Raw genomic sequence first — 13193 nt, forward strand, 5'->3', positions numbered from 1 at the left:
TGTTAAAAATACAAATTTCTGTCAAACGATACAAATAATTGTCGCCTTATAATCCAAATCATTTATAATCTACTTACCTATTTAAGTTTAAGTGACTGAAAAGGAAGTGGATTATGTCATATTTCGACAAGAATAATTTAGAGAGAGTTCGCTGGCGTTGTTCGCTTAATTTAGAAAAGTATTTTGAAAAACCTCTTCGCGGTTTTTACAATAAAGAACATGAGTACGTTGCCACTTGGTATGAAAACCGTCTTTCACTAGATAAATCTAAAACACTCGTTGAAGTCACTTTTATCAATTTAACCAATCCTACCTATACAAACAAGAAAACAGGTGAAGAATGCCAAAGTTTCTTTAAGATTGCTTTACCTATCAACTACCTGCATAAAATTCCATTCGGCAGTATTTGGAAGAATGGTGAGTCGGAATATAAGTTTAAACTTAAAGAGTTTAAAGTTACCTTTTCAAAGAGTGAGGGATTAACCTATGAGCCACTTTGGGTAAATAAGGAATCTCATCCATTTGAAGCAGATAAATACGTTCATTCAGCTTATTTGAAAACATTTAAAAGCGATGGAAATCAGTTACTTGTTATTAAGCCTGAAGGTGATAGTAAGTCTTATATTGTTCATCCGTTACACTTCTTTATGGCTCACTATGGTTATTCAAGTGAGTTAAAACGCATCTTGATTACAGACAACTGGAGTAAGGTTGAGAAGAAATTACACCTGAATGAATCTTTCAAAGAAAAAGGCGTGTTCGTACCGAATAACCTTTCCACAAAAGACGCGGTGTTTCTTTATCACTTGAAATATGACGCTTACACAAAAACAGTCGTAAAAGATATAACGACTAAAATCATCTTTTCTAAAGGTCAAGAAAGACCGCACTATCGCATTCCTTGTTGGCACGACAAACCAATCATGCTCTCATTCTATGGTATTGAGTTAGGAAATTCAGTGCTTTGCTGCCAAATTACAGGGGTTAACCAACCACAAGGCGAGCCAATTAACCTTTATTACCATTCTGCGATAAAAACAAGCAAAGATGGTAAGGAGCAAAAAGGCGGTGAACCTCAATACAGAACGAGAAAACAAGAACGAGAACATGAACTTGAAAAGCTCGACATTGCATTAGATAACGTAAATAACCTTGTGACGGCTGATGTTATTGAACATCTGAAATTACTCGGCGAAGAGAGAGTGATTAACCGTGTTCAGCTTGTTCAAGAAGTGGAAAAAAGCGGCAAAGTAAAATTCTTAAACTACGATGAACCAGAGAATTACGGAGTAGGTGAAAAACAAGGAAAAACAGGTAATACAGGTATTGCTAACTGTTTCTATGACATTCCTAGTAATCAAGAAATTGAAGGTAAATCACGCCTCGATACCGTTTGGGAACACGCTAAACGCCTACGCAACGAACAAGGTGTGAAGGTCTATTGGTACACACCTAAACTAGGGTTTAATGAAAATGATAAGTTTACGTTAGTTTCATTAGAAGAAATCCTTGATTCTCTGGAACAATACTATCCAGCCGCAGCGTTAATATTGCGAGTAGATGTGCAACAAAGAACATTCTTTGTGCTAAGTTTTCCTGCGAGAAACGAAAAAGAAAACTCAGGATTTAGTAGCGTGGTTTACGAACCGCAAAATATACAACAGTTCTTATCAAGTGAAGTAGATATTCAGAGCCAGGATGAGAACTTGTTTAAGCTGTTTATTGAAATTATATCAAGCGAAGGCGTAAGTAGCGATTATGTGGATTCTAAGGACGGTAAAATGTCGTTATTTAGACACAAGGAGGCTAAAAAGACAAATAATAATTGGGTTTGGAACGGTATCAGTAAATTGCTCTAACACAAGAGAGTAATGAATAAAAAAATCTTACGTTATCTTTTTAACAATTTTATATTTCGGCTAAAAAGAAAGAAAATAGGATTATTCCATAATATTGGAGAAGTGAAAATTAATTTAAAATGTGATTCACATCACAATATCTTTAGGTTAATATTTACTATCAATAAAAATAAATGAAGTATAGTAGTAAAAATATTTTAAATAATTATCTTATAGGGAGAATACATATGTCTGGCAGCGGTAACAGTGATTTCTCAAATAACCCGATCTTTAATAATGGTATGGGAGGCTTTGAAGGAGGTAATAGTGCGTCACCATGTGAATTACTACAAAAAAGTACCCAATTAATATCACCACAACCCAAAGTTATAGAAAACTTACTTATTGGAGATCATTTAACTTTACAGATAAACAAACAAGAAGGGTTTACATCTATTGAAGCATACAAAAATGATGAAATAGCAGGGGGAATTGTACTTCCACAACTCCTCACTTGCATGGAGAACGGTCACAATTATATAGCTATCGTGGAAAATATTATTGCAGGACAAGTTAAAGTATCTATCAAACATATCTGAGTTTTAATTATGTCAAATAATAAATGTATTACTGTTATTGGTGGTGTATATACTGAACAGTGTGTTTGGCCACATTGGGATGAATTATATGGCTCTGGAGGAAGAGCTCTATCAGTTCTACAATCCTTAGGCTGTACTACAAAGTTATATTCTTGTTTAAATGAAGAGGGTGCTAACATTTTACAAGCAAGAGCAGGAATTTATAATACCCCATTCAAAATATGTACTTCTTTAAAAGAAAATCATAACCCAGTGAAATTTCACTATTTACACGGATTATCCACTCCTCAAATTAGTTCAATAACAACTGAATTCACTCAACAAAATAAAATTATAGAAGATAATATTCTTGTATTTGGAATGCTTGAAGGAAATCCTATTATTTCTGGAAATAAAGTTGTTTATGATCCTCAAAACCCAGTTTCTCCTAAGGACTTCTTTGAAAATGGTTCAACAGCAAATGAACTTGCTATTATTTTAAATATAAATGAGGCATATAAATTAACAAAAGATAGAAATTTATCCTTAGATGACATTGCCAATAATTTAATTGAAAACAAAGTTAAAATAGTCATAATCAAACAAGGGGTTAGGGGAGCCGATATTTATCAAAAGCTAAATAATGGAGGTTTTGAAAAGAATACTATTCCTTGTTATCTTACAGAAAACATATGGAAAATAGGCTCTGGTGATTGTTTCTCCGCCCATTTTGCATATCAATGGATATCTGAAGGAAAAACACCTACTGAAGCTGCAGAGTTAGCTTCTAAAGCCACAGCCTATTATTGTGAAACAAGAGGATATCCAAGCTTTGAGGAATTTACTAACTGGAAAAATCGAGTACAACCCATAACACATAGACATTCTGAGAAAAAAGTAACTGTATATTTAGCTGGTCCTTTTTTCACTCTTTCACAGATATGGCTTATAAATGAAACCAGAAGATTACTAAGCGAGATGGGTTTAATAGTATTTTCACCGTATCATGAAATTGGAGTTGGAGATGCTAAAACGGTCGCACCTAAAGATATAGATGGAATAAATAATTCAGATATTATATTTGCCATCTTTGATGGAAAAGATTCTGGGACTATTTTTGAAATAGGATACGCTAGAGCAAAGAATAAACCTGTTATTATCTATAATGAAAATGAAAAATCAGAAGACTTAAAAATGATGGAAGGGACGAGCTGTATAGTTATTAAAGACTATGTAAGTGCTATTTACCGTACCCTATGGGAAAGCCAAAAATTATAGTAAAAAGATTAACTAATTTCTAAGGAAAAAATAAAATGAAGTCCGCTATCTTATTATCTGGGGGAATGGACTCCCTTAGTCTAGCTTGGTGGAAAAGGCCAAATGTGGCGTTTACCATAGATTATGGTCAGCGTGCAGCCAAAACAGAAATAGCCGTATCAAAGAAAATATGTGAAGAATTAAAAATTGAGCACCATGTTATTAATGTTGATCTTTCTGCTCTGGGTTCAGGAGATTTATTAGGGAGCCAACAAAATGTAAATGCCCCATCTACCGATTGGTGGCCTTATAGGAATCAAATGTTAATAACATTAGCAGTGATGAAAGCAATCTCATTAAATATAGATGAGTTATGGATAGGTAGCGTGAAATCTGATAGTTATCACATTGATGGTAGTCCAGAATTTATAGATGCAATGGATCATCTTGTGAGTATGCAAGAAGGACGCATAAGGATAAAAGCTCCAGCTATTCATTTGACAACGGAGGAATTAATAATAACCTCTGGGGTTCCAAAATCATTTCTCTCGTGGGCACACAGCTGTCATAAGTCTAATATAGCCTGCGGTAAGTGTAGAGGGTGTAATAAATATTTTGAGGTATGGAGTCATATTTATGAAAAAATGGACTGATTTAGGCATACCCATCCCCAAAAAAACTATTATTCCTTATATGCCAATTACTTGGGATGAAGAAACTGCATATTCACTCTATCAATATGTGGAAATTGAAGAAAAAATTGACTTTCAGAAAGTAATTCTTAATAGATGTTCTAATTATACTTTTTCAGAGATACAACTTAAAGATATTGCTAATATTTTATACCTAACTAATATCGTGAAGTCTTTATCTAACAGTGAATATGGTTTTTTATTATCCAAAAGGCCCATTCCATCAGCAGGAGCGATACATCCTATTCATATCTTCTTAATATCGAATCTCCACAAAAATTTGTTAAGATTTGACCCTTTTAGCTTTACTCTGAATGCTGTTCAATCAGAAATTGATGTAAATACGATAAGAAAAGAGGTAAGCACCATAGTGGATGTTCAAGATGGAACAATAGTATTACTGGGAGCTGAATACGGGAAAACAGCTGCTAAATATAATAACCCAGATAGTTTAATTTGGAGAGATTCAGGCATCCTACTATGTGGATTACATATGGCTGCTACATACCTTAACATGTCATTCTGCCCCCTAGGAATTACTGGTGAGCCATGGGTAAGCAAATTATCAGAACAATCTAATTTGTTTGGAGTAGGAGTTGCTATTTTCGGTAGAAATCCTGTCCCACGATAATGCCTGAGTATTCTTTCTTTTTCTAAATATATTTGTTGTTAGCATCATATCATACCAAATAGTAGCATCCAATTCTGAAGTACGCACCCCAAGTGCTTGAGCAAATTCTAAAAACTGCTCCTCTAGCTTTAAATAATTTTTCTCAACTGTTAAATTAGTGTCAAAAAACTTAGCTATCCTTCCTGCTCTTAATATATGGACATCTAAGATAGCGACATCATCAGCATCAAGCCAATTTCTTGTTATCCAAGACGCCGTTTTATAACCAATTCCTTGTATTTGTAATAGCCAATTTCTTAATTGTTTACCACTGTCAAATCGAGGGCTGGTTTCTTTCAGAAATTTTAGAGCTTCAGCAAGATAATATGATTTTTGTTTTGCAAAACGATATTTAACTTTTTTACCATTAATTTCTAATGGGTTAGAAAGTAAGTTAAAAATGACTTCTTTATCTGTTGGCATATCAGAAAATACATTCTGAGATTTTAGGTAATGAAACGCTGCTAAACCAACATATGCAGGTATACCATACCCACCTAAAAGACAAGCGCATACTTCTTCAATAAATGATTCTCCCAGCCGGTATTTGGGAGTGTTATTTAATTCTCGGTTAGATAATACTCGGTAATACCAATAGGCTGGAGAAGGAAATTGTTCAATTTTCCCCCAAACCACACCTGGAAGAACCTCATTCTCTGGGGCGGGGAGGGATAATAACTGCATACAAGAACTATCTGAAAAAACAGCTGCTATTTGTTTCATTTTTATAAACCTACTTTAGATATATTTTTTATTAAGTATTTCCAAAATATAATCTCGCTCAATCGGATCCATTAACTCAAATTTTTGAATCAAACGATTAAGGCGTTTTTTGATAGTATATCTTTCTCGAAAATTAGCTCCTAAAAAAGAAGCATCATGTAGTTTGTCAGCAGGGGGGAAATTAAGCCACACACATTCCTCTCTCACTCCATTATGAGTTTTAGAAAAAAATTTTTCTTTTCTCCAAAGTGATAATTTCTCGTCATATAACTCATTTTCATATCCAGAAATCATAACCATGCAAGGGATTTTGCATAATAAATCCAATAACTCCCCATGCTGCTCATCAGTGTATTCATATTTATATATTTTTTGTCTTCTTCTAGTTGAAAGAACATATGGAGGATCACAATATACTAACTCTTTCCCAGTAAACAGGTACTTAGTTAGAAACGTCAATGCATCATTATTAAAAAACTTATGATTTTCAGGAGAATAACCACTCCATGATTGAATAACATCAGAATCTAGATCTATTCCAATATTTTTTAGTGCTGGTTTTTTATTTCGCAGTACTGCACCACTACCAAGATGAGTTTCAATATATACGTCATGCGGAGGCATTAAGTTAATGATTTTTTGGAAACATTTACCTTTTCCACCTGGATATGTCATATTCCCTCCGTCTACCAATTAGAATAATTATCTCCATATTTGAAGATGATGTCAAATATTTAGGGTCTCATTCGGTGCTAGGGAATTTGTCACTAATGATGTTTGAAGCGAAACAGATGTGTTTAACACATTAAATGTGTCTTTGCGATGTTGCAGGATTTTGAACCATTACAGAAAGTTAGTTACAATGAAATTGACAAAATTATTAGTGAGATTTATAGCTCGTAAATACATTTTCTAAGTGAAAGCTAAATGGCTGCTTAATATTCCACATGAGCAGCCATGGTAGCTTTAATTAAAAAGTTTTCTATCTATGCGGAAAGCCTCACGCCACTCACGTAGATAACGTTTTTCAAGTTGATTGCCTTTGATGATAGCTAAACAGCTATCAAACCGCCTTAAAATATGCGGAATCGTTGCAAAGGCGATCATTCCATCATCTTTTTGTTCTTGTTCAAGCCATAGCTTGAATTGTTGTTTAAGAGACAAAGTAGATTCGTTGTTTATATTGTTCATATAAGCTCCAGTTAGTTTGATGGTTGATAACTGGGCGCTACTTTAGCAGTCGAGCAATTTCTGTCGAGAAATCCATTTCAATTTTTCGAGCGAGATCGCAAAAATAAAATTTTTTCTTACAAAAACTGCGGTTTTATGCGCTGATAGATATCTTGCGGTAGGAAATAATCCTTATCTTCGCTACGGTAGTAGGCTACACCATTAACTAGTAAGATATTGTCTCGTTTAGGTTTTTTGACCTCTGTACTATGCAGACTGTATAGCACCACATAAATTAATTCTATTTTTTCGTTTTCAGTAAGCTCCAACTTTTTATAGAGTTCAACTAGCCTTTGAGAACAATGTTTTTTAAGTTGTTTAGTCTTAATTTGTTGAATCAGCTTACGATCGATTTCAAGCTCTCGGTGGTACTCCGATTTTAAATGATTGATAAAACCTGTTATAGCTGCCGTTTGACCTGATTTTTCCACAAGATACTGGTTTAGCTGGTCTTGTGTCGGGTAGTCCGTAATCTCGTTAGCGCTGACTAAGTCTATTACTGGCTGTAAGGCTAATCGTACTGATTTAAGTGAAGTTTTCCCCTCATCACATCGCCGTTGCAATTTCTGATAATAGCTTGCAATACAAGGCACGGACTCTTTAAGTTTGTTAAAGAGGGCTTGTATGCGTTCTAATTCCGCTAAATCATCTTTTAACGCTTCATCAACAATAATCTGATTAGTATCAAGCAACCAACGTAACACCGTTAAATTGGCGCGTAATCTATTCGGTTTAAAGTGTGTAACTAGCTCTGCATAATCAGGGATTTGTTGCCAAATTTCATCACAATCAATGAAGAATCGCATAAAATCTGTCCCTTTGTGCAAAGCGACACTGATACCGCATTTTCGCATATACCAGAAAATGAACTTCTTGTAGGCGGTTTTAACTGCTTTATTACGCAAGATATGTCCATTCAGACGAATCATATTGAACAATAAACTTCGTCTTGCGCAATCAGGGCAAACATTACCGTAACCAGATGGCATTTCACTTTTACATTTCGGGCAAGTGGAAAGTAACTGTTCGTCACATTTCTTGCATAATTGTTTCTCTTGATTGTGAACCTTGCGATAACGGCGACAATTCTTACAAGTTGCAAAAGTATATCGACGATAGCACTGCAAACAGACAGATTCATTTGTTACTGGTGAACGGTATCTATCGCGTGTCATTTTACCACATTCTGAACATTCTATTTCCTCTCGGAAATAACGAGTGCAAGAACCACACACCGCACCGTAACGACTTATCATGCCGATTTCAAATGTACCTGCTTCTTTACCGCAGCGTACGCAATCTGTTAATTTCTCACACTCAAGACAAAGTTCGCCCTCGCGATGAATACGTTTGAGTTGTCCGCATCGCTTACAAGTTTTTTTCTGAAACCATTGCGCGTAGCAATTCGCGCAATAATATTCCTCTTGGAACTTGCGTGTAACTTGAGCTTTGCCACAAATAGAGCAACTATTTCTCTTTTGAGAGCGAATTTTGGTGATTTTCATGCTGCGATTTTTAACTGCCGTTTTAAGCGTTCCCATTGACGGTTTAGACTTAAAACAGAATCGGTCTTGGGTTTATTGGTTATTGTTTTACGGCTTACAGTTTTGCCTTCTAGTGCATATTTAAAGAGTGTATCAAGCTCCGTAGGGTACTTTTCAAAGGCTAATGCCTTTTGTGTTATACAGCTTTGCTGAATAGCTTGAATGAAATCCTTACTGGATAATTTTAGGATTTTAATCGCGTTTACCAGTAGATTCTTGCGCTCTTCAACAGGAAGCTGCTCAAACGCAAGGGCGGTTTTGGTTTGACATATTTCCGCTTGCGAGATACCGCATTGTTCCACAAATCTAGCAAAAGCGTGGGTGGATTTTGCAACCGCTACACGCCGAATAAGATTGATGAAGTAACGCAATATAGCAAAGTATATTTGTGCATCCATACGTTTTCCAAAACATTCACCTGAATTAGTCGTAAACACGTTATCAAGTGTTTCCACCGTTGCGATTTCTGCTTCATTAAGCGGTGTTGTAACGACCTGTAATTTCTCACCGCATTGATGACAGTAGTTTAGTTGTCGTTTCTCTACTGAAAGCAAATGCGGTTGATACATTTCGCCACAACAAGGGCATTTAGATTCAAGTAAAACTTGATGTTTCAAACAACCAAAGTGCCATGCAAAACGCCATTCATTACGCAAATAAGGCGTTTCCTCTAAGCAATAAGGGCAATAAGATTGACCGACTCGGAATGAGCGATTGCGTGAACCTCTTGAAATCACCCACTTCGCTTGACCTTTAATAAGGGTGCTTTCTCCGTTAATCGGTTTCAATACGGAATAAAGCGAATGACTGGTTAAGTTTACCTGCTGATTAAGTGATAATGCTGTAATATCTTCATAAATCTGTGGTGTTATCGGCTCAAATCCTCTATCTAAATCATAGGTCCATAATCGCCACTTATCCCAATAAAACCCTGTAAATGTAATCGGCTCTGTACCACAATCTAAAGCAGCACGAATAAGCCACGAACTGATGCTTTCATTCGGATAGAGTGGCGTTCTAATAATCCCTGATTTTATCCGATAATTTTTCGTAAGCCCTGCGTTGGTTGTACCCATGAGTTATGCTCAATAATGTCTAATGTAATTTGTTCTGTGCCTGTTGTAATCGCTTCAACAGCGCACGCGGTTAATAAACGATGCACGTTACCTAAGTTACCCCCTGAAATCGTATGGATTTTGGTTGCTAACTCTGGCGATTGCAGATTAGAACATTTCTTCAATGGCAAAATACCTTGAAATTGGAAGAGTAGCTTTTGAAAATCCTTATCCAATTTCCATGTTGGCAATTCAGCAACATCAAAGCGGCTGGCGTGTTGCGGATCGGTGTGTAAAACACGAATTGCATCTTTTGTGCCTACGCCTACAATCGGAATCTGCAACTCATTACATAACATTTTAATCGCATTCATCACTTGGCGTTGCAAGCGTGGTGTTCCTACAAGCAACGAATGAAATTCGTCAATAATCAGTATTTTCACCTTATATTCACGGAATAAGTGAATCGTCTGGTAACGTAATTTAGCTACGCTATCCGTTGGTCGGTAAGGTACATAGAAACGTTCCAGCAACGAGATATAAAGCTCTTTTTCATTTGCACTCGGTGGCGCTTCTGCCAAAATAATGGGGCGTATGCCGTCCGATTGACTATCTACAAAAGGTATGCCGTACAAATCATAAAAATGTCGAATAAGCGTCGTTTTACCATTATTAGAATCACCGACTACCAATAAATTGAACATACGAGGGCGTTTTGGCTTATTCATCAAAGAAACCAGATTATCAATAATCTTATTTGCAACAGCATAACCAACCCAGCGGGGTTCATCTAAAAACTCAATCCGTTCCTGATTGCTTGCGGTAACTAAATGACGGAATTTTTCGTGAACATACTCATATTTCTTTTCCATTACTCAATCTCCCCAAATGTGAAATCATTATCTAAAAACAAGTTAGAAGCAGGTGTTTTGACTGTTTCTGTTGGTTTGCTTTCGGGTAAACTTGTTGGGATCACTACCTTACTTTTCGCGTGGACTTTCTGCCGTTGAGCCAGTCTGCGAGCTTTCTTCGTCCGCAGTGCAGACTGTTCAACCAATTCACGCATTTCAGTTAATGCATCGTGGATCTGCTGCGAGTGAATGAGTTTTTCATCTTTATCTTTCAAGAACTGACGAACCTGTTTGTATTCCCAAATGCTCATATCAGGTAAAGACTGGTCGGCAAACGGAATCGGGAAATAACGTTTCAACTTCGGATCATAGAACCAAATCCTGCCGATATTACGAGGGTCACGACGGAATAAAAATTCCTTGCTCTTACCGCTTTCATCGGAATCATTGATGTACATATTAAGTGCCACATCGTAGTAACGTAAACCATCAATCGTTACGCCATTATGCTGAATAGTTCGTTTTTCGCTTGGTAAGAAATCAAGTAATAACGTTTGTTCATTAACAGGCAGTTGCGGACAACCACAACCAACGTGATCTTTATCACCAAAAATCCCTAATTTCCATTTTTGAACAGGCGACATACCTAAAGCAGAGTGAGTCCGTTTGTGATACACGTTTACAATGTAGTTAACTAGCCATGTTTCAAATTCATCTAAGGTCATCACGGCTTCAGCTTCCGATTGATAAGTATCTTTCTCTTTCGTGTTAGAGAATGTTGTACCGCTCAAACCGTGAACTTCTTTCATAAACGTACCGATTACACGCTCAATATGTCCGCCGAACTCAGGACGACCAACAGGGCGGAACTCAAGGGCTATACCGTGTGCCTCACAAGATTTTGATAAATCAAGCGAGCGGAAATCTGCACCATTATCAACATGAATTTTATTCGGATAACCGAATACCGCCCACTCACCTTTTACATTATGATCTAGTAACAGTCGCTCTTTCGGCAAAATGCTGCGAGCAATACACATTGCAACCGATGTTACCGACGGTGCATCAAGCGATAGATAGTACCCAGTAATCATTCGGCTATATACATCCATTGCCAATGTTAAATAAGGTCTGCCAATCGGCTTACGATACTGGTTATCCACGATAATTAAATCAACAGGCGTATGGTCGATTTGAATAACACTTAAAGGAAAATCTACGTTAGGGAAACTGTTTGGCTTCGGCGTAAATTTATTTTTCGCTTTCTCTTTCTGCCCGCGTTTACGCAATCTTTCTTCTTCTGAAATACGCAAAATACGTTGTCGGATTGTGCGACGACTTGGGCTATCAAGTCCTTTTTGACTGGCGACACGTTGTACTTCACGGATCGTTTGCTCAATCGTTGGGCGTTGTTTATGTAGATAAAACTCATTGATAACCGCTGTTACCAATTCATCTTGCTCTTTACTTAAACGTGAATTACCTTCCGCCCAGCCACGCTTGCGACTTACTAAACCAGCGATGGAGCCGAGAGAGTTGTATGCTTGAATCCAACGATATAAACTTCGATCACTCACACCGACTTCTTTTGCTCGTTCTTTTACAGAAGCAGGACAATGTTGCTCGTAATTAAGCAACGGTTTAATCATTTCATATTTTTCTAACGCTTTTTCCCAGTATTCGTCACTGATTGCACTTAAATCAACAGAAACATCTTCGCGTTCATTCACTTTTAAATTCTCAAGCTGATGAATACTGACAATCTTACTTTGGCGCGTATGAAGATTTCGGATCATTACTTGTGCATCTTCATCTAAATACTCAATCAGCTCATATTGTTCACCATCTTCGCGATTTACATAAACATTGCCTTTTTGCAAAATGAGACGACCACGCTCTAATCGACCGTGATAGCGTGTATGAATAAATCCCTTAGTCATTTGAATACCCCCAAACTTCGGTAAATTCAGATAATGGCTCAAACCAGTTGCAAGTCAGTTGCTTGGTTGCCAATAAGTGATAGATAATCTGTAATCCTTTGGTTCGATAAAGTGAGCCTGTAAATAATCGAGAGAGCAGAAAATCTATTGTTGTATTGCCGTGTAACTTAACTTGGGTGAGTACCGCTTCAATATCTTCTGGATCGCACTGTAATCGCTTATAACGTTGAACCGCGTTAATGTTGAATAATGCAAGATGACGAATTTTATCTTCATCATAAACATGGAAGATGCACTCGTTCTTTTTACAAAATGCCATTGCCGCTTTCCATTTTTCTTTCCAATCACGCCAATGTTCTTGCCATTTTGATTTCGGTTTTACCTCAATCAAAAGCGATGGTCGTCCATCATTGAAACGAATAAAGAAATCAGGCGTGTAAGGATAAGTCATTCTATTTTTCACAAACAGAATGCGAACAGGTTGAGAAATGATTTCCTCTACCGCAGGCATATAAGTAAAATAAAGCAAGAGATCTCGCTCAAGCGTAGATTCGTAAGGAATGCTTACTCCATCTTTAAAAGGGAGTAAACCTGATACGCTAAGGCGTGTTGGTTTTATTTTACGAACCTGTTGGAAAGTGGATTCTGTTTTCATGAATAATTTGACCTTTATTGGTATCTTTTAATATATTTTGACAGTTATTTATAGCTTTTGTGTCATTAAATAGTATCTTCTAAGTGTAAAAAAATAGGCTAAAGCCTTATTCTATCGTTCTAAGTTTTGCCGATTATGCCACTTATTTGTAACTTTGACA

The 13193-nt window shown here is 36.6% G+C and carries 13 protein-coding genes; 5 read left to right on the forward strand and 8 right to left on the reverse strand.

Annotated features, from left to right (window positions below; translation table 11 throughout):
* Nucleotides 1-113 precede the first annotated feature (113 nt).
* The 5 genes from DK415_RS09250 (at nt 114) to DK415_RS09270 (ending at nt 4996) form a co-directional block, all read left to right on the forward strand.
* The gene (locus tag DK415_RS09250) at nt 114-1859 is read left to right on the forward strand and encodes a hypothetical protein (protein ID WP_109433382.1); all 1746 of its coding nucleotides are present in this window, start codon (nt 114-116) and stop codon (nt 1857-1859) included.
* A 227-nt stretch (nt 1860-2086) separates the two neighbouring features.
* The gene (locus tag DK415_RS09255) at nt 2087-2437 is read left to right on the forward strand and encodes a hypothetical protein (RefSeq protein WP_109433383.1); all 351 of its coding nucleotides are present in this window, start codon (nt 2087-2089) and stop codon (nt 2435-2437) included.
* A 9-nt stretch (nt 2438-2446) separates the two neighbouring features.
* A complete protein-coding gene (locus DK415_RS09260; RefSeq protein WP_109433384.1) occupies nt 2447-3694 on the forward strand; it encodes a PfkB family carbohydrate kinase in 1248 nt (415 codons plus the stop codon).
* Nucleotides 3695-3729: 35 nt separating this feature from the next.
* Nucleotides 3730-4326 carry a 7-cyano-7-deazaguanine synthase gene (locus tag DK415_RS09265; RefSeq protein WP_109433385.1) on the forward strand — a complete coding sequence of 199 codons (597 nt, stop codon included), beginning with the start codon at nt 3730-3732 and terminating at the stop codon, nt 4324-4326.
* Nucleotides 4310-4996, forward strand: a complete 687-nt coding sequence (locus DK415_RS09270; protein ID WP_109433386.1) for a nitroreductase family protein — start codon at nt 4310-4312, stop codon at nt 4994-4996. Before DK415_RS09265 ends, DK415_RS09270 begins: the two co-directional genes overlap by 17 nt.
* Here DK415_RS09270 and DK415_RS09275 read toward each other — a convergent pair.
* The 8 genes from DK415_RS09275 to DK415_RS09310 all read right to left on the reverse strand — a co-directional run bounded on the left by DK415_RS09275 (nt 4931) and on the right by DK415_RS09310 (nt 13033).
* Entirely contained in the window at nt 4931-5758 is an 828-nt protein-coding gene (locus DK415_RS09275) for an 8-oxoguanine DNA glycosylase (RefSeq protein WP_109433387.1), read from the reverse strand. The two genes, DK415_RS09270 and DK415_RS09275, sit on opposite strands and share 66 nt — an antisense overlap.
* Nucleotides 5759-5773: 15 nt before the next feature.
* Nucleotides 5774-6433: a DNA adenine methylase gene (locus DK415_RS09280; RefSeq protein ID WP_109433388.1), complete on the reverse strand. Its 660-nt coding sequence runs from the start codon at nt 6431-6433 to the stop codon at nt 5774-5776.
* A 291-nt stretch (nt 6434-6724) separates the two neighbouring features.
* On the reverse strand, nt 6725-6949 hold the full coding sequence (locus DK415_RS09285; protein WP_109433389.1) for a tRNA delta(2)-isopentenylpyrophosphate transferase: 225 nt from the start codon (nt 6947-6949) through the stop codon (nt 6725-6727).
* Between the two features lie 116 nt (nt 6950-7065).
* Nucleotides 7066-8529, reverse strand: a complete 1464-nt coding sequence (locus tag DK415_RS09290; RefSeq protein WP_109433390.1) for a hypothetical protein — start codon at nt 8527-8529, stop codon at nt 7066-7068.
* A complete protein-coding gene (locus DK415_RS09295; protein WP_109433391.1) occupies nt 8490-9608 on the reverse strand; it encodes a TniQ family protein in 1119 nt (372 codons plus the stop codon). Before DK415_RS09295 ends, DK415_RS09290 begins: the two co-directional genes overlap by 40 nt.
* Complete coding sequence (locus tag DK415_RS09300; RefSeq protein ID WP_109433392.1) at nt 9566-10459, reverse strand: TniB family NTP-binding protein; 894 nt, start codon at nt 10457-10459, stop codon at nt 9566-9568. Before DK415_RS09300 ends, DK415_RS09295 begins: the two co-directional genes overlap by 43 nt.
* The gene (locus DK415_RS09305) at nt 10459-12378 is read right to left on the reverse strand and encodes a Mu transposase C-terminal domain-containing protein (protein ID WP_109433393.1); all 1920 of its coding nucleotides are present in this window, start codon (nt 12376-12378) and stop codon (nt 10459-10461) included. The genes DK415_RS09300 and DK415_RS09305 overlap by 1 nt, the downstream gene beginning before the upstream one ends.
* On the reverse strand, nt 12371-13033 hold the full coding sequence (locus DK415_RS09310; RefSeq protein ID WP_109433394.1) for a TnsA endonuclease N-terminal domain-containing protein: 663 nt from the start codon (nt 13031-13033) through the stop codon (nt 12371-12373). Before DK415_RS09310 ends, DK415_RS09305 begins: the two co-directional genes overlap by 8 nt.
* Between the last annotated feature and the right edge of the window lie 160 nt (nt 13034-13193).

It is taken from the genome of Aggregatibacter segnis (assembly GCF_003130075.1).
GTDB classification, from domain to species: Bacteria; Pseudomonadota; Gammaproteobacteria; order Enterobacterales; family Pasteurellaceae; genus Aggregatibacter; species Aggregatibacter segnis_A.